Source organism: Chitinophaga caseinilytica, from assembly GCF_038396765.1.
GTDB classification, from domain to species: Bacteria; Bacteroidota; Bacteroidia; order Chitinophagales; family Chitinophagaceae; genus Chitinophaga; species Chitinophaga caseinilytica.
The window spans coordinates 5,843,231-5,864,644 of the sequence record NZ_CP150096.1 but is presented as its reverse complement, the minus strand read 5'-3'; the positions used below and the strand labels follow the sequence as shown (position 1 = coordinate 5,864,644).

General features: G+C 55.8%; 21 protein-coding genes. 7 read left to right on the top strand and 14 right to left on the bottom strand.

Going from position 1 to position 21,414, the window contains the following annotated elements; genetic code table 11:
* Window positions 1-42 precede the first annotated feature (42 nt).
* Window positions 43-1,602, bottom strand: a complete 1,560-nt coding sequence (locus WJU22_RS24255; protein WP_341840758.1) for a hypothetical protein — start codon at window positions 1,600-1,602, stop codon at window positions 43-45.
* A 179-nt stretch (window positions 1,603-1,781) separates the two neighbouring features.
* Here WJU22_RS24255 and WJU22_RS24250 point away from each other — a divergent pair, with 179 nt between their 5' ends.
* Window positions 1,782-2,465 (top strand): hypothetical protein, encoded by a 684-nt coding sequence (locus WJU22_RS24250; protein WP_341840757.1) that lies wholly within the window; start codon window positions 1,782-1,784, stop codon window positions 2,463-2,465.
* A 227-nt stretch (window positions 2,466-2,692) separates the two neighbouring features.
* Here WJU22_RS24250 and WJU22_RS24245 read toward each other — a convergent pair whose 3' ends face one another.
* Genes WJU22_RS24245 through WJU22_RS24215 form a run of 7 tightly spaced genes read right to left on the bottom strand, consistent with a single transcriptional unit; the run spans window position 2,693 to window position 6,691 of the window.
* Window positions 2,693-3,226 (bottom strand): hypothetical protein, encoded by a 534-nt coding sequence (locus tag WJU22_RS24245; RefSeq protein ID WP_341840756.1) that lies wholly within the window; start codon window positions 3,224-3,226, stop codon window positions 2,693-2,695.
* A complete protein-coding gene (locus tag WJU22_RS24240) occupies window positions 3,223-3,765 on the bottom strand; it encodes a cytochrome c (RefSeq protein WP_341840755.1) in 543 nt (180 codons plus the stop codon). Before WJU22_RS24240 ends, WJU22_RS24245 begins: the two co-directional genes overlap by 4 nt.
* Window positions 3,755-4,102: an SCO family protein gene (locus tag WJU22_RS24235; protein ID WP_341840754.1), complete on the bottom strand. Its 348-nt coding sequence runs from the start codon at window positions 4,100-4,102 to the stop codon at window positions 3,755-3,757. The genes WJU22_RS24240 and WJU22_RS24235 overlap by 11 nt, the downstream gene beginning before the upstream one ends.
* 11 nt (window positions 4,103-4,113) lie before the next feature.
* On the bottom strand, window positions 4,114-4,401 hold the full coding sequence (locus WJU22_RS24230) for a hypothetical protein (protein WP_341840753.1): 288 nt from the start codon (window positions 4,399-4,401) through the stop codon (window positions 4,114-4,116).
* Between the two features lie 6 nt (window positions 4,402-4,407).
* The gene (locus WJU22_RS24225; RefSeq protein WP_341840752.1) at window positions 4,408-6,084 is read right to left on the bottom strand and encodes a cbb3-type cytochrome c oxidase subunit I; all 1,677 of its coding nucleotides are present in this window, start codon (window positions 6,082-6,084) and stop codon (window positions 4,408-4,410) included.
* A gap of 8 nt (window positions 6,085-6,092) precedes the next feature.
* A complete protein-coding gene (locus WJU22_RS24220; protein ID WP_341840751.1) occupies window positions 6,093-6,545 on the bottom strand; it encodes a hypothetical protein in 453 nt (150 codons plus the stop codon).
* Between the two features lie 11 nt (window positions 6,546-6,556).
* Window positions 6,557-6,691 carry a cytochrome c oxidase subunit 2A gene (locus WJU22_RS24215; RefSeq protein WP_341840750.1) on the bottom strand — a complete coding sequence of 45 codons (135 nt, stop codon included), beginning with the start codon at window positions 6,689-6,691 and terminating at the stop codon, window positions 6,557-6,559.
* 293 nt (window positions 6,692-6,984) lie between these two features.
* Here WJU22_RS24215 and WJU22_RS24210 point away from each other — a divergent pair, with 293 nt between their 5' ends.
* Entirely contained in the window at window positions 6,985-7,665 is a 681-nt protein-coding gene (locus tag WJU22_RS24210) for a hypothetical protein (protein ID WP_341840749.1), read from the top strand.
* A 78-nt stretch (window positions 7,666-7,743) separates the two neighbouring features.
* Here WJU22_RS24210 and WJU22_RS24205 read toward each other — a convergent pair whose 3' ends face one another.
* From WJU22_RS24205 to WJU22_RS24195, 3 genes are all read right to left on the bottom strand, one after another.
* Complete coding sequence (locus WJU22_RS24205; protein WP_341840748.1) at window positions 7,744-8,367, bottom strand: dihydrofolate reductase family protein; 624 nt, start codon at window positions 8,365-8,367, stop codon at window positions 7,744-7,746.
* 97 nt (window positions 8,368-8,464) lie between these two features.
* The gene (locus WJU22_RS24200) at window positions 8,465-9,253 is read right to left on the bottom strand and encodes a hypothetical protein (protein ID WP_341840747.1); all 789 of its coding nucleotides are present in this window, start codon (window positions 9,251-9,253) and stop codon (window positions 8,465-8,467) included.
* Between the two features lie 67 nt (window positions 9,254-9,320).
* Complete coding sequence (locus WJU22_RS24195) at window positions 9,321-10,307, bottom strand: metallophosphoesterase family protein (RefSeq protein ID WP_341840746.1); 987 nt, start codon at window positions 10,305-10,307, stop codon at window positions 9,321-9,323.
* A gap of 288 nt (window positions 10,308-10,595) precedes the next feature.
* Here WJU22_RS24195 and WJU22_RS24190 point away from each other — a divergent pair, with 288 nt between their 5' ends.
* Window positions 10,596-11,198: a sensor histidine kinase gene (locus WJU22_RS24190; protein WP_341840745.1), complete on the top strand. Its 603-nt coding sequence runs from the start codon at window positions 10,596-10,598 to the stop codon at window positions 11,196-11,198.
* 39 nt (window positions 11,199-11,237) lie between these two features.
* Window positions 11,238-11,996, top strand: coding sequence for a LytTR family DNA-binding domain-containing protein (locus WJU22_RS24185; RefSeq protein ID WP_341840744.1), 759 nt, complete (start codon window positions 11,238-11,240; stop codon window positions 11,994-11,996).
* On the opposite strand, the gene WJU22_RS24180 is transcribed toward WJU22_RS24185, so the two are convergent.
* The gene (locus tag WJU22_RS24180) at window positions 11,965-14,271 is read right to left on the bottom strand and encodes an ATP-binding protein (RefSeq protein ID WP_341840743.1); all 2,307 of its coding nucleotides are present in this window, start codon (window positions 14,269-14,271) and stop codon (window positions 11,965-11,967) included. The two genes, WJU22_RS24185 and WJU22_RS24180, sit on opposite strands and share 32 nt — an antisense overlap.
* A 4-nt stretch (window positions 14,272-14,275) precedes the next feature.
* The gene (locus tag WJU22_RS24175; protein ID WP_341840742.1) at window positions 14,276-15,775 is read right to left on the bottom strand and encodes a flavin-containing monooxygenase; all 1,500 of its coding nucleotides are present in this window, start codon (window positions 15,773-15,775) and stop codon (window positions 14,276-14,278) included.
* Between the two features lie 161 nt (window positions 15,776-15,936).
* On the opposite strand from WJU22_RS24175, the gene WJU22_RS24170 reads away from it, so the two are divergent.
* On the top strand, window positions 15,937-16,833 hold the full coding sequence (locus WJU22_RS24170) for a class I SAM-dependent methyltransferase (protein ID WP_341840741.1): 897 nt from the start codon (window positions 15,937-15,939) through the stop codon (window positions 16,831-16,833).
* 64 nt (window positions 16,834-16,897) lie between these two features.
* On the top strand, window positions 16,898-17,812 hold the full coding sequence (locus WJU22_RS24165; protein ID WP_341840740.1) for a serine hydrolase: 915 nt from the start codon (window positions 16,898-16,900) through the stop codon (window positions 17,810-17,812).
* Here the strand turns inward: WJU22_RS24165 and WJU22_RS24160 are convergent.
* Window positions 17,803-18,669, bottom strand: coding sequence for a hypothetical protein (locus tag WJU22_RS24160; RefSeq protein ID WP_341840739.1), 867 nt, complete (start codon window positions 18,667-18,669; stop codon window positions 17,803-17,805). The genes WJU22_RS24165 and WJU22_RS24160 overlap by 10 nt on opposite strands.
* A 137-nt stretch (window positions 18,670-18,806) precedes the next feature.
* Here WJU22_RS24160 and WJU22_RS24155 point away from each other — a divergent pair, with 137 nt between their 5' ends.
* On the top strand, window positions 18,807-21,398 hold the full coding sequence (locus tag WJU22_RS24155) for a cation-translocating P-type ATPase (RefSeq protein WP_341840738.1): 2,592 nt from the start codon (window positions 18,807-18,809) through the stop codon (window positions 21,396-21,398).
* The last annotated feature ends 16 nt before the right edge of the window (window positions 21,399-21,414 follow it).

Sequence of the window (21,414 nt, the reverse complement as noted above, 5' to 3'; positions counted from 1 at the left end):
GTGAAGAAATAACGCTGCCGGGGGGCAGAATGTTTCGCCGGGCTATTTGTCTTTCTTTTCCTCCTTTTTTCGGGCAAAAACCGGCGCGAAATCGAACGCCAGGAAGAAGTGAAGGTCTTGTTCGGGCAGGGTGTCGCTTTTTTCGTAATGTTCGAACCTTTCGAAACCTCCTTTCAGCATGCTCATGAAAACCGCCCGCGCCCCGAACCCCGAAATCCGCGAAGAGTCGGCGCTGAAGGGGTCTTCCAGCCCATAGTTATACGTAAACTCGACGCCGGATTTGAGCGGTTGGGAGAATCGTTTGTCGTTGTATTTGTGCATGAACGACAGCTGCGTGCGGTAATCCATGGCGCCGGGTTGTCCACCGGAAGGCAGGAGCGCCCCGGCGGCTGCGCCGAAGTTGAATTCGAAGCGTTTCGAGTCGAGGATATTGAATTGTGCCGCCGCGTTGAGCCTGCCGCGCCATTTCGCTTCCGCATCGGGGCGGTAATCCACTTCACCGGTGAGGTCGAGCAGGGAGAGCCGGCCGAAATTCCGGAAAGAAACCCCGCCTCTGCCGTACCCTTCCAGCAGTTGGTCGCCGTTGAAACGGCCGCCGCCTTCGCCGAGGCCGTACACGCCTTTATCGCCGCCGTAAAGCCCGAGCATGAATTTGTGCTGTTCTTTGGGATCGGGTTTCCCGGGGATGGCTTCGGAGTTGAAATACTGGAAGTAGGGAAAAAGTTCCAGGCCTTTGTATTTCGCTTTTTCTTTTTCGTCGTCAGGGTATTTGCCGAGTGCGGAGGCGAGGTTGAAACCGAGGCCCAGGCTGAGTTTTTTCTCTTCGGCTTTTTCATCGGTGCCGGAGTATTTCAGTTCGAAGGCTTTGGGCGGTTGATAGAAGGGCGGGCGCCAGCGGTCGTCGGGGATATTGTCGAGCACGAAGGGGCGGGAGAATCCGCCGGGTGGTTCCGTCCATTTTTTGGTGGCGGGGCCGAGGATGGAGGTGAAATCGAGCTCGCTTTTGGTGAGGGCGTTGAGGCCTACGAGGCCGCTTTGCAGGAGGGCGCCGGAGATGAGGAAGATGCCGAGGTTTTGTTTGGCGTAGATGGGGATTTTTTCGCCGAGGTATTTTTCCATGTCCATATGCAGGGCGATGGAGGCCATGTTGAGCCAGGTGCCGGATACGCCGGTGAGTTGTTCCGCCATTTCGAGGCCTTTCGAGAAATCGACTTTGGAACCATATGGTGAGTTGGATTGCAGCTGGATGGCCCAGAAAATATTGTAGAGCGACATGATTTCCTTGCTGATGAGGTCTTCGCCGAATTTGGGGTCGAAGAGGGTGTTGCCGCCGTGTTTTTTGGCGGATTGATAGGATTGCTGCCAGCGTTTGGGCCATTTGATGATGAGATCGTCGAACAGTTGGCAGAATACTTCGAAAGATCCGAATTGGATGGGTACGTCGGGTTCTTTGTCTTTTGTGGGTGTTTCGGGTGCGTCTTCCTTCTGCACGGAGGTGGGTGCCGGCGTGAAGAAGGGCGGGGTGGGTTGCGGGGCGTTCCCGAAGAAGGGTTTTGCCGCCTTCGGGGATGTGGGCCCCGTTGCGTGGGTTGGGGTAGCCATTGGATGAGGGTTTTTTGGGGTGGACATGAAGTTACGGAAATTTCGGGATGTCGGGGGATGGGATGCTGGCTACGGTTGTTTTGATTCGGCTCGAAAAAATATGATGTCGAAAAATTTTTCGATTCGATTACAATTTACTATTGCGCATCACATTGTTTTTTAACCCGAAAATCTGAGAGATGATTCAAGCAGAATATTTAGTAACCTATTTTATGGATAGCAAAAAATCGTTGTCACAAAGAATTTTTGTACTGGTCACATTACTGTCCTTAACGTTCTGGGTCAATGATGTGATGCAATTTACCCATCACTTCAGGCTCAAAAATAAAATGGAAATATTTAAAGAGCTGACCAGGGTAATAAATGAGCCAAAGATGGACAGTGCAAGTAAAAATGAAGCAGCAGCCCTGAGAAAAGAGCTGCTGGAAGGTGCACCATTGTACTCCGAAATCTATTCTTCTCTCTTTCTGAAGTTAAATGGAGGTTTCGCAAAATCTACGAACATGGCAAAGGCAAGCCCGAGGCAGATAAATATGCAAATGACTACCCAATCAATGATGTTTGTCATACAAAGTTATTTTAAGTTAATAATGTCTACTTCCGGAATATTCTTTTTCGTCGGATTGTTGATGATTTCCGTGGTTGTAATGAAATCAAAAGGAGATTTATTGGATACTTTGGCATATGCTTCGGTATTATTTTTCTTTTTGATCATCGCTGTTTTTGCAATTAGCATTCTTATTTTATCGATGTCGCCAAACGGGGTAGGGGTGGAAAATTCGTACCTGTTTAACGTCATGATACAATTCCTGCTTTTTGTATGCATAAGCACAGTGCTTATGTTTTTAAAAAACAGATATTAATTGAATGTAGCAGAATAACGAACCGGAAAATTTTTTCGAGGAAAAAATATTTTGTGAAGAAGGGGTCAACGATGTTTGAAGCGATGGGAATTTTTCTTCCACCAACCCCTCACGCCCAGGACTATCATCAATATCAGCATGTCTTTCTCATTTGGCACAAACTTGCGCCCTTTCCGCCCGGCCACCGCAAATTTTCCCATAAACCGTAGCCTCGGGCCCTTCAGCCGTCATCTCTGCCCCTCCACCCGGAACACCTCCGGGTGGGCGGCCGCATAAAAAACCGACAGGCTATCCCCCGGATTGTAATGCCGGGAGCTGGTAAATATTTCCCGCATCTCGCGGGCGCCGGCCCGGTAACGGACCCGCGTTTCATAAAAATATTGCTCCGACCCCTGTAACAGCCGCACCTCCAGCACCGTAGCCGTCGCCCGCTGCAACGGCCCCCGCAGCCAGGAAGCTGCCAGCCGGTCAGACGCCTTATCGGCCCAAATGGCGTTTCCGCCAATCAACACCGCAATACCGCCCACCAGCAGCAGTTTCCGCCCCCGGAGCCAGTTCCGCCGGTCGGGCTGAAACCGCGAGTCCCCGCGCTGCCACAGCGACCCAAAGCACAGGAACCCCAGCAGGAGCCATCCTCCGGCTATCATCAACAGCGCCGCCACGTCGTACAGCAGCCGCTGCCGGTAACCGTACAGGTACCAGATGAGGGAACCTCCTGCGATCAGCAGGAGCGATATAGCAAGGCGGGTATTGCGTTTCATGATTCCGGGCCGTTCCCTTCATGCATCTTTTTCTCGATGCTTTTGATGTTGACGAGGAACACCAGCAGCAGCACGATCACGATGATGAGCAACAGGTATGCGAGCATGAAGGGGAAGTTGTAAATACTAAGTGGCATGAGGTTGGGCGTCAGCTTTCCCGGCCGGGCGAAAGGCGCGTCGTCTTTGGGCGCTGCTGCCGCTTCGGCTTTGATGAAAGCGATGATGGAACGCACCTGCTCGTCGTTCAGGTCGGGATGGTCGGGCATCACCACCTGGTTGTATTCGTTGAAGATCGCCAGCGCGGCGGCATCGCCGGTTTTGATCATGCTTTGCGAAGATTTGACGAACCGGATGATCCAATCCTCCGGACGCCGCCCGTCCACGCCCGCCAGCGCCGGACCGGTCAGTTTCTTGTGGACGTTGTGGCACGAGGCGCACCGGGCCTGGAACAGCTTTTTGCCTTCTTCCGCATCCGCCGCCAACAGGCGGACGTGCAGCGAAACCAGTACGATCAGGACGAAAATGCCTTTAACGTTCATGTTGCAGTTTTTTGAGATCATCGAGCAGCAATTGCACCTCTTTATCGGATATGCCGCTATAATATCCGCGGATGCGCAGGTTTTTGTCGAGCAGCACGAGCCGGTCGCTGTGGATGAAATCCTCCGGCCCGCCGTCCCCTTCCGTCGCCGTAACGAACAATCCCTTCCGCGCGAACCGGTAAAGCTCCCGCTTGTCGCCGGTAAGCAATCGCCAGTTGCCTTCCCCGAAACCCGTCCGGCGGATGTACCCACGCAGGTTTTCAGGCGAATCGTGGGCGGGGTCTACCGTCACGGAAATCAGCCGCGCATCGCCCGCACCGGATTGTATCGTTTTCATGTTCGACATCATCAGCGGACAAATCGTTGGGCAAGACGTAAAAAGAAATGCGCAATGGTGATGCGTCCTTTCCACTCCTTGCTTTCCGTCAGTTTACCATCCGCGTCCCTGAACGAAAATTCCCCCAGCCCGGGCGCATCTTCTGCACTGCCGGTACGTTCGTTATTCGGCGCAAAGTAGGGGAGCCGGCCATACCGGTCTTCCGCGAACCGCACGATGCCGTATGCCGCCAGCGGAACGCCGGCGATGAGGAGCACGAACGCTTTCCAGGATTTCAATATGTTCAGGCGTTGCGGCATAAGGGTTTATTGGCGTACTACGGGCACGGGGTCCGTCGGTTTATAAGGTGGCGCTTTTCGGTTCGTGTTGTTGATCGCGTCTGAGATAGCCGGCGCGTAGGTCAGGAAAATGATCAGGCCCATGATGGCGAGCCAGGGCTTGAAACTGTCCAGCAGCGGCACGCGGCGCTCTTCGTGCAGGGTTTCGCTCACAGGCAGGTCTATCACCGGCTCGGCAGACCGCCTGCGGAAACAGGTCCCGAAGAAGGAAATGAAATACAGCAATCCCGCCGTAAACATGATCCCGCCACCAGCAAGCCCCAGCATCGACGATACCACCCAATACGGGTTGAACTGTTCGCTGGAAGGGTTCAGGTAAGTCAATCCCATGTTCGTCCGCCGCGGTTCACCGATCAGTCCGCCATACATCAGTCCGGCGGAAAAGATCAGCACGCCCACCGTCCAGAGGTACGGCACGATGGTATTGAGCACCGGCGCGTAAATGCGCTTGCCCGTCAATTGCGACAACATGTAAATGCTCATGCCGAGAATGGCCAGGAAAACGGGCCCGCCTACGGTGAGGTGGAAGTGGCCGGGGATGAAGGACGTATTGTGGACAACGTTGTTCAGCGAATAGGAAGCGTTGACCAGCCCGGTAAGGCCGCCGAAAATGAACAGGATAAGGCCGTTGATGAGGTAACCGAACAGGTAGACGTCTTTTCGGAAGAACGGCAGTTTCCAGATCCAGCTCCACAACCCGGTGGCACCCCGTTTCCGCGCGGCGTATTCCAGTGATGCGGCAATGGTGAATGCGGTGATGAAACTGGGAATGGCGACGCCGAAAGTGAGGATCGACTGGGTGAGCTTCACGCCGCGGCCGATAGATGGGTCGCCGAACTGGTGGTGAACGCCGATGGGGATAGACAGGATGAGGAAGATGAAGAACGCGATGCGCCCCGCGTTGCCGGAGTACAGTTTGCCGCCGGCGAGCTTGGGAAGCATGGTGTAAAACATGATATAGGAAGGCAGCAGCCAGAAGTAAACGAGCGCATGCCCGAAGAACCAGAACAGCGTGCGGGCCAGCATGATGTTGATCTCCTGCGTCCAGCCGAGGCTCCAGGGAACAAGCATCACCAGCACTTCATACGCTACCGCGAGCGTACACACGAACCAGATCGTAAAGTTGACGAGCGTTCCGATAACGGCCACCGGTGTGGATTCCTGGGGATGTTCGCGCTTCCAGGAAAGGTACATCCTGACCCAGTCGAAATACGGTATCCACGACCCCACGATCAGCATGGCCGTGCCGATGTAAAACGCGGGATGCGCTTTCAGCGGCGGATAGAACGTGTAGAGAACAGACGCTTTCCCCGCGAGGATGGCCGCTGCGGCGAGGCCCGTCCCGATCACCATGAGCAGCATGGAAACGAGGGTCGCGGTTTTGTTCGGCTCGCGCTTCGTGTAAAAGATCATGGTGGCATGCCCGAACGCTACGGCGAAGAACGTGGTGAGCACAATGGCGTTGATGACCCCGTGCAACGTGAGCCCCTGGTAGTAATCCAGCCCGGCTACGGACGTCCGCTGGATGACCCCCGAGCGGTAGATCACCTGCATCAGCCCATGGTAAATACCGAGGGTGAGCAGTAAAATCGGCACGAACAGTTCGATGAGAAGGATGTTGCGAATAGGACGGCTTACCTGCATAGTAGGTGTTATTTTCTGGGATAGTTGACGATGATTTCCGCTTCCATGTTCTGATGGCCCGTGCCGCAAAATTCATGGCACACGATCTTGTAGACGCCGGGCTCCGTGAACTTGACCGTAGTCTTCGCCACGCCGCCGGGAACGGCCATGAGGTTCACGTTCTTGTCGAACACATTGAACCCATGCACTACATCCAGCGAAGTCACGAACAGGTCTACCTCGCTGCCGACCGGTATGTAACTGATGGCCGGTTCGAAGTTCCACATACGCGCCACATAGTAAATCTGGTACGTTTTGGCGTCTATTTGCTCCACCCGCGCCGTTTCGTAGGTTTTGTTGTATGGCAGGCACTCCGATACGTCCTGGCGCTTGGCGCCCAGTGCGTAAAAGATGGAGAAGATGAACAGCGCCGAAACGGTAAGCGCGGTGATGATGACGTTTCTTTCAAATTTATCCAGCATATTTTCCGGGTTTAAGACCGGGCCAGCATCACGAAATAGATGCCGAACCAAATAACGAGTCCAATGAAGATCAATAGGGCGAAAAACGCGATGGCCCCGCGGGGAACGAATTTTTCGGGGGATTCGCGCGGTGTGGATTCAGACATGGGGGGATATTTGGTTTATTAAATTACAACCCGGGGCGGGATTTGTTCATCCTGCCAATGATTCCGCCACGTATTTCCACGCATTTTCCGGGAAAAGTATAAATCCTTGTAAATCAGGTATTATTTTTGCAACTCGGGTCCGCCGTGGCCCCGGAATTACTGGCAGCATATCTCCCGCACCCTTCCCGGGGAGCGTATCTTCCCCGTTTTTCCCGCCCAGGCCCGTTTAGCAGCAACCGGAACCATGACAGACCATGTCTGATTAATTGTATCATCAAAAAAACCATCTCATTATGCGACAAGGGAAAACCTTTGTGTTGTTAACCGCCGCCATCTTCGCGGCATTCACGATTATTTCCTGCAGCAAGTCCGACAAGAAAGACGACGCGCCCCAGGAACAGCCCGGCAAAATCCCCGGAATGGGAGAGGCCGGCGGCGAACCGCAGGGCACCGCCCTCACTTTCCCGGCAGGCGTGTCCATTTCCGGGGCCCCGATCAAGGGCGAAGTGTGCGACACCGCTTATGAAGCAGGAAGCGGCGGCCTCGTAGAGGTTTGCGTGGCTTTCGTCAACAGCAATGCCACTGCCGTTTCGTACACGATCCCGGCAGGGCTCATCGTCATCTCACAGAACGGCGACTACCAGAGCGGTATCCTCATCCAGAACACGACCATCGCCCTGAAAGCGAAATCCACCACGCGCGTAGGCATAAAACTCTACTGTGTGAACTCGGGAAGGCACCCCAGTTCCGGAGAAATCACCTATAAAATCGGGCCAGTGACCAACAGCCCGCTCCTCCGCGAACTGCTCGACCTCCTGAAAAACAAGAAAACCGCCCTCAAGGAATACCCGAATTTCGACGGATACTTCGATGCGGTTTCCACTATCCAGATGCTGGTGTGGCTGATCACCGACGGACAAGGCCTGGAGCGCACTACGTTGAACGCCCACCTGGCGTCCATTCCCAACAAATAAAACCATCCACGGATAAAAAAAGAAATCCCGGCGTGCTGCTGCTGCGCCGGGATTTCTTTTTATGGATAGGTGATGTGCTTACTTGTTATGGACTTTATAGAACATATGCGTCACGCGGGGAGAAGATACCACCCGTTCTATTTCCAGGGAAAACGCGTCGCGGTCCAGCCCTTCGAGCAGCCGCACGCCGGAGCCGATCACGGAAGGCGATTGATGGATGATCAGTTCGTCTACCAGCCCTGCATTCAGATACTGGCGCACGACATTGGCCCCGCCGGAAATCCGTACATCTTTCCCGCCCGCGTCTTTCCTGGCTTTGGCCAGTACATCCCGGAGACTTTCATCGGTAAAGTGGAATACCGTTCCGCCGGGCCGCTCCCATGGGCCACGTTTTGCATGCGTGAGCACGTACACGGGTGCACGGAAAGGCGCATCGGCCGGCCAGCTCGCTTCTCCTTCGTCGAACATCCGCTTGCCCAGCACGTAAGCGCCGCAGCGGGTGAAGATATTTTCCACGATGGCATTGTCTTCCCCTTCGGTCTGCCCGCCTTCCATCCCCAACCGGCTTCGGAACGCATGCATGTCGAATACCCAGTCGTGAATAAAAGGCGCCGCGCCACCCATGGGATTGGCGGGGCCGCCGTCGGGCCCGGCGATGAACCCGTCTGCCGAAACGCCCATGCTGATAAATACCTTGCTCATAACTTGTTTTATTTAGGAGGATACAAACCTAAGTAATTGTAGAACGGCAGGAGAGGGGGATTCAGGTCAATTTGGAGGCGGTTTGGGACAGGGGCCGCTATTGCATCCGCGGTTCGATGTACAGCGTATTGTCTGCCATGTTCCACTCCGAAATATGCGTGGGAGACACCACCCGCATGGATGCCTGGTCGAACGCTTTGGGATGCAGCATGAACGCGCAGACGTCGGTAGCGGTAATGTAGGGGGAATTGGCCCTGCCGTGGATATGGCCCGAAGATTTGCGGCCAGTGGGCGTCATGAGCAGATTGGTGTGGAATTCCGTCATGGATACTTCTTCGCGGGCGCCGTTGAATTGAAGGAGATAATCGTTGCCGAGCACGAAGGTATTGCTGCGCGAAGGGGTGGATAAAACGTACACTTTCCGGACGTCTCCCTCCACAACGGGAACGATCATGAACTGGGTGTCCCTCACTTTTTTGAACCTTGCGTCTTTTTTGACGAGGTCGGTGGCCAGGTTCCACAATTCCCAAATGTCCGTTTCCGCTGCCGTCATGTTCCTGCCCACTTCCATTTTTGCGGTTTGCGGGGTCAGATGGGCGTCGAATCGATAACTGGTGACGACCGGGTTTTTGACCGATCCGCGATGCGGCATGATCAATACATAGTCCGACCCGGAACGGTAACTGAAATATCCAGCGGCCTGTAAAGAAAGGCGGCCGGTAGTGTCGGCTTCGAATAATGCTACACCGGTTTTCCGGGCCTGGATGTGCTGATACAGCTGCAAGCCTTCCCGGCGGATGGAATCGGCGATGATGGCGAGGTTTTCCTGGGCGGAGGCGTGGATATGGCACAGCGCACCGATCCCCAGGAGCAGGATCTTTTTCATAGGATAGGATAAAATGCTCCTGAAATATACGATTATCCCGCAAATAGCCTATCCCACGAAGTGGTCTTTATCCTTTTTTGACACCGGGAGCAATGATTTTCAGGTTGCGGTCGCTGATCCTCGGCGGGTAAGCCGCCATTACCTTTTCCGGCGTTCCGGCAGGATAGCTGCTGTTGCGGCCATGGATCTGCAGCTTCCCGGCCGGGTCTAAAGTGATAAAGGCGAACAGGGAATCGTTATAATAATGCGCGCCGGTATCGGTATAAATGTAGGATGCGCTGTTCATCATAAAATAATGGACGCCGTTGCGCTCGCCGTAACGGTCGTCGTGGTCGTGCCCCATGAAAACGGCGCAAACCTTCGCATTCGAACCAGAATGTGTGGCGGCGAAATTGTGCTGGTCAAAAATCGTGAGGATTTCGGCGGCGTTCCCCAGCTCGGTGGTCCATTCGCTGAGGAAAACGGGCTGATGCATGAAGATTACGACCGGAGCCTTTGCCGCTGCGAGGTCCTGTTTCAGCCATTCCAACTGTTCTGCGTCGGTAAAGGAGCGTTGTTCGGAAGGCATGGGCCCCCAGTTGGAAGTGTCGTAATGGGCGAGGGTGCCGTCTTCTTTCCGGAGAAAGTTCCGGTCCATGACAACGAAATGAAATCCGCCCGTATCAAAGGAATAGTACCTTTTCTCCATTCCCCAGAGCGCCATGATGGTCGATTTGTCGCACACGTCCATATCGTGGTTGCCGATAACGTGATACTTGGGCCCTTTGAACCGGTCCCATTCAGACATGATGACATCCGACCCCTTGGGCCGGCAAAAATCGCCGCACTGGAGGATGAAATCGGGCTTTTCTTCCATCACCGCATCCATAAAGGCTTTCATCCGCCGCTCCTCATTTTTTCCGAACTGGAGATGATGCAGATCGGTTATGAACCCGATCTTCAAAGGCTTGCCATGCCCGGAAGCCGCCGGCGGAATGGCATAGGAAAACGAAGGCAAAACAGCAGCGAATGCGCCCATCCCGGCGCGCTGCAAAAAGGTACGGCGAGTCTGCATATCAATACATTAAGAATAGCAATGGGTAACAAAATACGAATTTTCCCTTCATCCGTTAACCCAAACCCCTCATCCGTTAATTCCCGCTTCCCCACAGCCGTTTAATTCGTCAACTTTGTTGTCAAAGCAGAGGAGTAATCTATGGTTACAGGTTGGATATTCGGCGCAGTCGCAGCAGGGTTACTGATCATGTGGGGGGTAAGATCGTATGGATGTACGGTTAGACTGCGTGGACGTGTGAGGGCTCAATCGGATTTGCTCCGTAAGCAAGGGGCTGAATTGGAGAGAATGGAGGGTTTGTTGGGATTGAAATTGTTGCAGGCGAGGCTCAACCCCCATTTTCTCTTCAACTCCTTGAATTCCATTCAATATTTCATCAGCCTGGACGATAAGAAAACGTCGCTGCAGTACATCGGGCGGTTTTCGGCATTTCTCCGGAAAATGATCCAATACGGCGACGAAACGGCCATTCAACTGAACGACGAAGCAGAACTGGTGCGTGACTATCTACTGTTAGAGCAATACCGGTTCCCCGACCGGTTCGAATTCGAGATCAACCTGGTCGGGGATGCCGGCCTGGAAGACATTCCCCCGTTCCTGACGCACCACCTCGTGGAAGAAGCGCTCTACCGCGGGGTTTTACATCTCGACAGGACGGAAAAAGGTTGGATCCGGATCGACGTGAAACCTGAGGGCGACAGCATCCGCTTGGAAATTTCGGACAACGGCAAACCGGGCGCTTTCGGCCGCGAAACGGAAGATCATTCCGCCATGCTGGACGAGCGCATCCGCCGGTACAACGCCCTTCACACCCGGAACGTACGCCTGGAAACGAGGAAAGCAAGCGTGGAAGGAGGACGCGAAAACACGGCCATCGTCACCATCCGATGAAAAAAACACCGTATCTTGTTACCACCTCAAAACCCGTTTATGAAAATCAAAGCGCTCATTGTGGAAGATGAAATCCTGAGCCGCGAATTTCTATCCAACATGGTCCGTGAGCACTGCCCGCAGCTGGAGCTCGCCGGCACGGCGTCTAACGTAGACGAAGCCATTGCGCAAATAGAAACACTTTCCCCGCAACTGGTTTTCCTCGATATCGAAATGCAGACAGGCACCGGGTTCGATGTGCTCCAACGCACGGCCGACCGCCAATTCCATGTCATTTTCACCACCGCCTTCGATCATTACGCCATCAAAGCCATCAAGTTTTCCGCCGTAGATTATCTGCTCAAACCCATCGCGTTCGACGAGCTGCAACAGGCCGTGGACAAAGCGATCAGGCAAATGGGATCCACGTCCGACGATAACCGGCTCGATCTCCTGCTGAAAAATATCACCCGCTCCTCCGGCGATGATTTCTGCATCAGCCTGTCTACTTCCGAAGGCGTCGATTTCGTGCCGCTTTCCACCATCATCCGCCTCGAAGCCAAAGGCCCGTATACGATTTTTTTCCTGAAAGACGGAAGGCAGATCATGGTCAGCCGGAACCTGAAGGAATACGAAAACACACTTCAGGAATACGGTTTCTTCCGCATCCACAACTCCAACATCATCAACCTCAAGGATGTGAAACGCTGGGTGAAGACCGACGGCGGCTATGCCATCATGAGCGACGGCGCCATGGTAGCCATTTCCCCTAAAAAGAAAGAAGATTTTATGATGCTGATGACAAGGCGGATGGTGTAAGTTCCGCCAGTTCGGCGATCGCCTGTTCGATCACGCGCCTGATCTTTTGCAGTTGCGCGGGCTCGGCTTTGCGCGTTTGTTGCAGCGTCCGCAACTCCGCACCGATGTGCTCCGCCAGGCCGAAGAACCCGGCAGACGTGCTCATGGTGTGCGCGATCTTGTATAGCTGTTCCCCGTTGCCGGATGCGGCGGCTTTTTCGAGGGCTTTCAGGTCTTTGGGGGCCTGCTGCACGAACGTGCTTACCATTTCCTGCATGAACGCGGCGTTGTGGCGGGTTTGCTCGCGTAGGAAACGGAGATCGGCCACGGCGGCGGGGCGGTTGCCGGCGATGACGGTCAGCAGCTCGCTTTCGCGGAATGGTTTGGAAAGATAGCCGTTCATGCCGGCGGCGATGCATTTTTCCTTTTCGCCGCTGAACGCATGGGCGGTGATGGCGATGATCGGCGTCTGCAAACCCAGCTCCCCGCGGATTTTCCGGGTGGCGGCGTATCCGTCCATTCCGGGGATTTGAATGTCCATCAGGATGAGGTCTGCCGTGTTTTTCCGCAACCAGGCCAGCGCCTTGGTGCCGCTGTTGACGCCGAACGCCGTGTAGCCGTTGTTTTCGAGCATGAGGCGCGTCATTTTCTGGTTCAGGACGTTGTCTTCGACGACCAGTACCCTGCAACCCGCGCCCCCTGCGGCGGCGGTGGCTTCGGGCTGGCTGGGGTCCTCATGCGCGGCGGCTTTCACGAAAGGTAGTTTTACGATGAACTCGGAACCCTTGCCCGGTTTGCTTTCCAGCGTTATGGAACCGCCCATGATCTGCACCAGCTCCCGCGCGATGGCGAGCCCCAGGCCAGAGCCTCCGTATTTCCGGGAAATGGCCGTATCCGCCTGCGTAAACCGCTCGAACACCGACGCCTGTTTGGCCGCGGAAATCCCGATGCCGGTATCGCGGATGCGGAAAACGGCGCGCAGGGAATGCGAAGTATCCGCTTCGGCCGTGCAACTGATCGTAACGCCGCCTTTTTCAGTGAATTTGACGGCATTGGAAATGATGTTCAATAAAATCTGCGACACGCGCATGCTGTCGCCCAGGAGCGGCTGCGCCAGGGCTTCATCGATGGTGAGGGTGTATTGCAGGTCTTTACTGCGGACCTTCGGATCGAGCATGAGCCCGATGGCATGCAGCATCTGGGGGATGTTCAGCGGCGCGGCGGCCACGGAAATCTTCCCCGCGTCCAGCTTGCTGAGGTCCATGATATCGTTGATGGTAGCGAGCAGGTTGCTGCCGGAAGTGGAAATGGCTTCGAGGTATTCGTTTTGCCGGGCAGACAGGCGCGTTTTTTTCAGCAGCTCCGTGAAACCGAGGATCGCAGTGAGCGGCGTCCGCAATTCATGGCTCATGTTGGCGACGAACTCCGATTTCGTGCGCGACGATTCTTCCGCCATCACCCGTGCCTTTTCCAGTTGTTCTTCGATGGTTTTGCGGAGGAAGAAAGTCGGAATGTCGGGCGTGATCACAGAGGTAGCCGGCATCCCTTTTTCCTGCGCCAGCCGCTGCAGATGTTCGTTGATTTTGTGCGGTGGCGACATGACGAACGTGCATTGCGCGTCGCCCTTTGCACGACAGCTCACTTCCACCGCGGTGAGCGGCAGCCCGAAGCTTTCCTGGCACCAGCCGGTGGAATACCCGGCGCTCATGATGCAGACCGGCGCGTCGGATTGAACGCCGGCGCGCACCCAGGCATCCGCTTCGAAAGAAAACGGGTGGTGATAGTGGAGGAAATAGCGATCGTCGGGCGTGGGCGTACTATCCGGCAGGATGTCCACGAAAGCCCAGCCCGTATAAGCGAAATGCACCGGCCCGGCCGACAGGCGCGACAGCGGGTCGGTGACATTCATTTTTGCATGGAAAGCCTTGGCGTCGTTGATGCCGATGGCGTGCGAAATATCGAACAAAAAATCGCGGCCGATCCCGAAAGCCTCGCTCTGGCCGCGGTCTGCATAAAGATGGCGGATGCTGTCGAGAAAATCTTTCGAAAAAGCGGAAGCCCTTACCAGCACGTATCGCTCGCCCGAAATTTCGATGGTGCCTTCCGAGGGGCGCATCCGGATGTCGGAAAAATAGGTTTTTACCGTTTGTTCCGCTGCACGGAAATATGGATCGAACGCCGCCGGTACTTTGACGGACGGTGCATCTGAAGCTGGCTGTGGATGCGGGTCGGAAGCGGCTGCTTCCAGTTCCCTGATCCGGTTTTTCAACGCTGCGATCTGATCGGTTGCTTTCATTGTTTTACGCGATAGCGTCTGCGGTGCGGACGGCCGCCCGAGACTGGGGTACATCCTTTGGGGAATCTCCCAGTAAAATACGATAATCTTTCGGGTTGATGGGCTTAAAAAATTCGTACGGCAACCAGCGGGTGGCGGTGGTGCGCAGGCCCATGTCGCGCATCAGCTGGTCCAGGTGCATGAAATTGAACGGTGCAACGCAGGTGCCGCTGAATTCCCCGGCGATCGGCCTGCCGGATTGGCGCCAGTTGCCCATGAACGTGATATCCGCACGGATTTGTTCGGGTGGCGGAAGACGCAAACTTCCTTGTGCATAACGTACCAGCCAGTTGGCGGCGATTTCGGAAGTGAGGGTCGTGAACAAACTGGAGTTGTATCCCACGAAACCCAGATTCGGCACATCGGGATGAAGGATGTTGCGGAACAGCCGGAAATGTCCCTGCTCGCCGATGATATGTTGCCGGTGGCGCGCATCGAGGAAGTTCAGGGTTTGACGGAACCCCGTGCCGCAAACGAGTATGTCTACCTGTAACGAACTACCGTTTTTGAGATGTATCACATCGCCTTCGATCCTGTCGATTTCCGTTTGCTGCGCGCGGATGGAGCCGTCTTTCACCTTCTGATAAAACCCTTCCGGCGCTACGCCCAGGCTGCAGCTGATCTGGTCTTCGATACGGTGGGAGGGGAGCATGTTGCAGGCTTTCAGTTTGAACTGGGTTTTCAATAACAGTTCAAGCCCGCGCCATTGCATCCATACCATGGGCTTGCCGGCGGAATGGAGGAATTTCTGGAACGGGGTTTTATAAGGTGCGTTGAAGAAGGCTTCGGAGAAGCGGGAGAAAAGGAGGTAACGCATGTTGATGAGGTTCCCGAAGTAACGCGGCACTTTCCATTGCGCCTTGCGGAACAGCAAATGCGTTTCTGTAGCGATGCCGGCCGACAGGGTGGCCACGTCTGTCGCCGATTTGGCGAAGCCCACCACGGCCACGCGCTTCCCTTTCAATGCGGTTGCGTCGGTGATCTGGCTGGAATGGAGGAGTTGGCCGGTGAAGGATGCCGCGCCGGGGAAATCGGGAATGCTGGGCGTGCTGAACGTGCCGGTGCAAACGGCCATGAAATCGAACACCTGCGTGTCTGTTTGTCCGGAAGGCAAATGGGTGTAGTCTGCCAGCCAGGCGCCGTCTTCGTGGCGCAGCCAGGAAACGGCGGTGTTGAACCGGATGTTGGGCAATATGCCGAAGTGTTCGGCGTACGATTGCAGGTAGCGTTTCACCTGTTCGCCAGAAGGCCAGAGCGGATAATCTTTCGGCATGGGGAAGTCGGAAAATGCGTATTCGTCGCGGGTGGTTTGGGTGGCAACGCCGTGATAGGAGCGGCTCTTTTCCCATACACCGCCGATGGCGGCGGCTTTTTCGAACAGGGTGACGCGGTAGCCCGCGCCCAGGAAAGCTTTTGCGGTAACGAGGCCACTGAGGCCCGCGCCGATGATACCGATGTGTTGCATGACAATGGGGTTTTGTTCCGTGAAATTAGGGATGCGCTTCCCGGTCCGGAAGCGCCGATTAATGATTGACGCCTCCCGGTTAACCCAAAAGCACTCTCCATTAATTGCGACTTCCATCACCCCGCCCGTTCCCGCACTTTTACAAAAAAATGTTACCCCATATGTTAGCAACATCCGCATCATTCCGGTTTTTACACCGCATCATCGGCAACGGCGGCCCCGAGCCCCACGAATACGCCGAGCTGAACGAGATTTTCGAATACATCGCCGCGGCCCTCCGTGCCGGGGAGCTCTCGAAAGCCGACCGGGAATCCCTGTACGAAGGGTTCGGCAGCAACGAAGCCATCGGCCACACCATCCTCGGCCATGCCCGCGCCAAACCATTCGGGTACGCCGGCGATTTTCTCATCATCGATAAAATTTACCGGCAGGAAGTGACGGAAGACGGGCGCCTGTGCAAGTGGGACATCTTCTGGCATCGCCAACCCGCCACCCGCGCGGTCCGCAACCGGAAAGACTATTTCATCCGCATGGTCCGCAAAACCCTCCGCGCCCGCGATTCCTTCCGCCTGCTCAACATCGCCAGCGGCCCGGGCCGCGATCTCGCGGAAGCGTACGCCCGTATCGATCCCGCCAGGATGCAGACGGTTTGCGTGGAAGCAGACGATAAAGCCATCGCGTACGCGTCCAACCTCAATGCTGCCTTCAAAAATCATATCGAATTCATCCACCGGAACGTGTTCCGCTTCGATACGCACCAGCGGTTCGATGTGGCCTGGAGCGCAGGACTGTTCGACTATTTCGAAGATGGTGTTTTCGTGAAGCTGTTGCAGAAGATGATGGGCTGGACGAAGCCCGGCGGCGAAGTGATCGTTGGTAATTTCGGCGACCATAACCCCACGCGCGGTTATATGGAGATCATCAGCGAATGGTACCTCCATCACCGTTCCGCCGGCCATCTGCGCGATCTGGCTTTGCGCGCAGGCGCGGATGCGGAGCGGGTATATGTGGAACGCGAGCCCGAGGGCGTGAACCTCTTCCTGCACATCGGCGTGTAACCATAGGTAAAGCCGGCGATTTTTTTATTTTGGGTGATCCTTGCCAAACCCGGGATCCCCCAACATGCCGAACCATCGCTTTTGCCTCCGGGCGCTCTGCCTTTTCGTGGCCCTTCCGCTCGCGGCCTTTTCCCAGAAGGAAGACCGTAAGCTCACCGCCCAATTGCTCGAACTGACGCGCAGTTTCAACGGCGATGTGGGTATTTACGTGCAGCACCTGAAAACGGGCCGTTTCGCTGCCATCAACGCCGATACGGTATTCCCGACCGCCAGCATCGTGAAAGTACCGCTGCTGGTGGGGCTGTTCGACAAGATCGAGAAGGGGGAACTGAAATACCACCAGCCCATGGTCTACCGCGATTCCGCGAAGTACGGCGGCTCGGGGATCATGCAGTTCTTCAAAGACAGCGCCGAAACGGAAATCAGCGTGCTGGCCGCGCTCATGATGTCTTACAGCGACAACACCACTTCGCTCTGGAACCAGGCGCTGGCCGGCGGCGGGCAACGTGTCAACGAAATCCTCGAGCAATACGGTTTCAGGGATACCCGCGTGAATTCGCGCACGCCCGGCCGTGCCGATATCTGGAAAATTTATGGTTGGGGACAGACAACGCCCCGCGAAATGGCGCGCCTGGTGACGTTGATCCGGAAAGGAGAAATATTGAGCCCCGCCGCGTGCGACCGCATGTACCGGCTCATGTGCCGCGGTTATTACGACGAATCTTCCCTGTCGCAAATCCCGCCGTTCGTGCAGGCCGCCCATAAAACGGGATCGGTAGATGCGTCGCGGTCGGAAGTGGTGCTGGTGAATGCGCCGCATGGCGATTACGTGTTCCATATCGCTACGAAGAACAATAAAGACCAGCGTTGGGTAGACGATAATGAAGCGGTGGTATTGATCAGGAACGTATCCGCGCTGATCTGGCGGCACTTTGAGCCGAAGAGCGACTGGAAGCCGCTGTACACGGTTTACAAGTGATTCATTTCATACACTCTTTCCAGCAGGTCGATTTTTTCCTGCTCCGGCATGTCCGGCGCTTTGATCATGCAATTGTAGAGGAGGTTGCCGCGGGTGCCGAACAGGAAATACATGTTGTTCTGACCGTTTTTGGCCTGCCAGCAGATATAGGCCTTTTCGCGGTTTTCGGTGAGCTTGCGAACGGTCATCCGGGATTCCTCGCGAAGGGTGCGGGCGTCCCAGTTATAATAGGCGAGAGCGTTTTCGAAATCGGTGCGCTCGCGTACGAACACGTCCAGCGCTTCGCCGGGCATCACGCAAATGGCGATCACGGTGGAGTCGGCATTGGTGAGGATGATTTGCTGTTTTTTGTCTTTCAGGCATTCCTGGAGCTTCCAGGCGCCGGGGAGGCGAAGCTCAGGCTGATAACGGTTGTATTTCACGACCGTGGTGTCTTGCACGGACTTGAACGCATAGCTGTATTCGGAACAATCGCTGATGTTGGTCAGCTCCAACCGCCCGTCTTTCACCTGTCCGCGGAGGAAAGCCGGCTGCCCGTCTTCCGACGTGGAGCCCATACTCCCGCCGTTGCCCAGGTGCATCACCAGTTCGCCGCCATGCATGGTGTAGGTGCCTTTCTGGGCGTATTTCTTGTTGCGGCCGAACCATTCCGCCACGCTCTGGGCATTGTCTGACGGTACGGATTGCAGAAAAAATACCCCGTCCGGGTAAAAACGCAGATACGTGTGAACGGCAGTGGAAACCTCGGGCAGACGGCCCGTAGGGGCGGAATAAAGCCCGTCGAACTGAAGATTTTGCGCAAGCAGGCAGTTAGCCTGCATCAAAAGGCACACGAAAGCAATAATACGCGCTGGCATGTATGTAACAGTTATAGGTAGTCTGAATGTAGATTTAATTTACAACGAATTTTCCATATAAAAACGTGTTTGCGTCACCGAATCGGTAACAAATTTGTTGCTCATTTGTAAAGTCTTGACACACCAACACTTGCCGCATGGAATTTCATAGCCGTATCGAAGATTTAATACAGCAGTTCGGGGCCGACCCTTCCGCCGGGCTTTCCCCCGACCGATCGGCCGAATTGCTGGCCGAACATGGGCCCAATGAACTGGCCGCCACCCGGCGGGAATCGCCCTGGCTGATCCTTTTGCACCAGTTCATGAGCCCCGTGATCTACCTGTTGCTCATCGCCATGGGGATGTCTTTGTTCTTCCGGGAATGGCTGGACGCGATCGCCATCGCCGTGGTGATCCTCCTCAACGCACTCATCGGCTTCATTATGGAATTCCAGGCGGAAAAGGCCATGGACGCCCTCCGGCAGATGACGACACAGTCGGCCCGCGTGCTCCGGGGCGGACAGATCACCGAAATCCCTTCCACCGAAATCGTCCCGGGCGACATGCTGCTGCTCGACGCCGGCGATATGGTACAGGCTGATGGACGGATAATCACATCCACAAGCCTCCAGGCCGATGAGTCCGCCCTCACCGGTGAATCGCTCCCAGTCGAAAAATCGCCGGCGGAGCTACCGGAAGACACGCCCCTGGCCGAGCGCACCAACATGGTCTACAAAGGCACCTTTATCCGCAACGGAAACGCCCATGTGCTGTGTACCGCCACCGGCATGAAAACCGAGCTGGGGCAGATCGCGCATATGGTGGCGGGAGCGCAGAAATCGGCCACGCCGCTGGAAAAGAAGCTGGAAAGCTTCAGCAAACGGCTCATCGGCATCACGGTGGTGATCGTGGTCCTGATCTTCGGGGCGGGTGTGCTGAACCAGGTGCCCATCCTGGAAATGCTGAAAACATCCATCGCGCTGGCCGTGGCGGCCATTCCGGAAGGATTGCCCGTGGTGGCGACGCTGAGCCTGGCGCGGGGGATGATCAGTATGGCGCGGCAGAACGTGATCGTGAAAAAACTCTCCGCCGTGGAAACCCTCGGGGCCACGACGGTGATCTGTACAGATAAAACCGGGACGCTGACGGAAAACAGGATGCAGGTGACGGAAGCCTGGCTGCCCGGCGCCGATTGGAAACAAGGAGCGGAGCCCCCGGCCGGGGAGGTCTTCCGCCTGCTGCGGGAAACGGCGGTGCTCTGCAACAACGCCACCCTGAACGGCGATCAGCACATCGGCGACCCCATAGAAGTGAGCCTCCTTCAATTTGCCGGGGAAACCGGTGCGGAAGAGGGACCGATCCGCGCGGGTTTCCAAAAGATGGACGAAGCCCCCTTCAACTCCGATACCCGCGTCATGGCTACGCTGCATCAAAACAACGGCCGGTTCCGCGTGTCCGCCAAAGGCGCCACGGAAGACCTGCTGGAGTATTGCACCGCCATCCTCAAAAACGGCCAACCGCAGCCCCTCACCGGCGCCGACAAAAAAGAATGGATGGACGCCACGGAAAAACTGGCCGCATCGGGCCTCAAAACCCTCGGTTACGCCAGCCGGGAAGAAAGCGCCCGGCCCGGTGAAATGTTGCAGGAGCTGGTGTTCCTCGGCATTACGGGGTTCATGGACCCGCCGCGCGCCGGCGTTAAAAACGTTATCCGCGAATGCCACGGCGCGGGCATCCGGGTGCTCATGCTCACGGGCGACCATCCCGCCACGGCCGCAACCATCGCCAAACAGCTCGATATCGTGGAAGAAGGGCAGAAACCGGTGGTAACGGGCCGGGAGCTGGAAAAGGACGCCGGGGCCTGGGAAGGCGCCGCCGTGTTCGCCAGGGTGAGCCCCAAACAGAAGCTGGATCTCGTAAAAGGGCTGCAGGATCAACACCAGATCGTTGCCATGACGGGCGACGGCGTCAACGACGCGCCGGCGCTCAAAAAGGCGGATATCGGCATCGCGATGGGGATCCGCGGCACGCAGGTGTCGCAGGAAGTGGCGGATATGGTGCTGAAAGACGATGCCTTCGAATCCATCGTGATGGCCGTGCGGCAGGGGAGGGTCATTTTCACGAACATCCGCCGGTTCATTATTTTCCTGTTATCCTGCAATTTGAGCGAACTGCTGGTGATAGGGCTGGTGGCCACTTTCAACATTCCCTTTCAGCTGGTGGCCATTCAAATCCTGTTCATTAACCTCATTACCGACGTATTTCCCGCCATGGCGCTGGGTTTCACGGAGGGAGACGAAACCGTCATGCAGAAAAATCCCCGCGATCCGCGCAAGCCCATCCTCAGCCGCAACGGCTGGACGTGGATCTGGGTATACGCAGCCGTCATCGGCGGAAGCGCATTGGGCGCGGCTTTCACGGCGGAGTATTTCCGGGAGGGGGAAACTGACCGGCATGCGGCCAATAACGTACTTTTTTATACCCTCATCCTTTCCCAACTCTTCCACGCGCTCAGCATGAAGGAACCGCGCGAGAAATTCCTCGGCGGCCCCGTGATGCGGAATAAATACCTGATCGGTTCGATTTTCCTCAGCGCGGGTATCACGTTCGGATGCCTGTTCATTCCGCCGGTGGCGGAAGCGCTGCGCCTGCAGATGATGCCGGCGATAGACTGGTGGCTGACGTTGGGATTCAGTGCAGCGTCGTTGCTGGTGGTGCGGCTGCTGTCGGGGATTTTTATGCGGAAGTGATACAAAAGCAAAACGG

Coding starts and splice junctions, on each gene's coding strand:
- WJU22_RS24255 (WP_341840758.1), bottom strand. CDS start 1,602: ATGGCTACCCCAACCCACGCAACGGGGCCCACATCCCCGAAGGCGGCA.
- WJU22_RS24250 (WP_341840757.1), top strand. CDS start 1,782: ATGATTCAAGCAGAATATTTAGTAACCTATTTTATGGATAGCAAAAAA.
- WJU22_RS24245 (WP_341840756.1), bottom strand. CDS start 3,226: ATGAAACGCAATACCCGCCTTGCTATATCGCTCCTGCTGATCGCAGGA.
- WJU22_RS24240 (WP_341840755.1), bottom strand. CDS start 3,765: ATGAACGTTAAAGGCATTTTCGTCCTGATCGTACTGGTTTCGCTGCAC.
- WJU22_RS24235 (WP_341840754.1), bottom strand. CDS start 4,102: ATGAAAACGATACAATCCGGTGCGGGCGATGCGCGGCTGATTTCCGTG.
- WJU22_RS24230 (WP_341840753.1), bottom strand. CDS start 4,401: ATGCCGCAACGCCTGAACATATTGAAATCCTGGAAAGCGTTCGTGCTC.
- WJU22_RS24225 (WP_341840752.1), bottom strand. CDS start 6,084: ATGCAGGTAAGCCGTCCTATTCGCAACATCCTTCTCATCGAACTGTTC.
- WJU22_RS24220 (WP_341840751.1), bottom strand. CDS start 6,545: ATGCTGGATAAATTTGAAAGAAACGTCATCATCACCGCGCTTACCGTT.
- WJU22_RS24215 (WP_341840750.1), bottom strand. CDS start 6,691: ATGTCTGAATCCACACCGCGCGAATCCCCCGAAAAATTCGTTCCCCGC.
- WJU22_RS24210 (WP_341840749.1), top strand. CDS start 6,985: ATGCGACAAGGGAAAACCTTTGTGTTGTTAACCGCCGCCATCTTCGCG.
- WJU22_RS24205 (WP_341840748.1), bottom strand. CDS start 8,367: ATGAGCAAGGTATTTATCAGCATGGGCGTTTCGGCAGACGGGTTCATC.
- WJU22_RS24200 (WP_341840747.1), bottom strand. CDS start 9,253: ATGAAAAAGATCCTGCTCCTGGGGATCGGTGCGCTGTGCCATATCCAC.
- WJU22_RS24195 (WP_341840746.1), bottom strand. CDS start 10,307: ATGCAGACTCGCCGTACCTTTTTGCAGCGCGCCGGGATGGGCGCATTC.
- WJU22_RS24190 (WP_341840745.1), top strand. CDS start 10,596: ATGGAGGGTTTGTTGGGATTGAAATTGTTGCAGGCGAGGCTCAACCCC.
- WJU22_RS24185 (WP_341840744.1), top strand. CDS start 11,238: ATGAAAATCAAAGCGCTCATTGTGGAAGATGAAATCCTGAGCCGCGAA.
- WJU22_RS24180 (WP_341840743.1), bottom strand. CDS start 14,271: ATGAAAGCAACCGATCAGATCGCAGCGTTGAAAAACCGGATCAGGGAA.
- WJU22_RS24175 (WP_341840742.1), bottom strand. CDS start 15,775: ATGCAACACATCGGTATCATCGGCGCGGGCCTCAGTGGCCTCGTTACC.
- WJU22_RS24170 (WP_341840741.1), top strand. CDS start 15,937: ATGTTAGCAACATCCGCATCATTCCGGTTTTTACACCGCATCATCGGC.
- WJU22_RS24165 (WP_341840740.1), top strand. CDS start 16,898: ATGCCGAACCATCGCTTTTGCCTCCGGGCGCTCTGCCTTTTCGTGGCC.
- WJU22_RS24160 (WP_341840739.1), bottom strand. CDS start 18,669: ATGCCAGCGCGTATTATTGCTTTCGTGTGCCTTTTGATGCAGGCTAAC.
- WJU22_RS24155 (WP_341840738.1), top strand. CDS start 18,807: ATGGAATTTCATAGCCGTATCGAAGATTTAATACAGCAGTTCGGGGCC.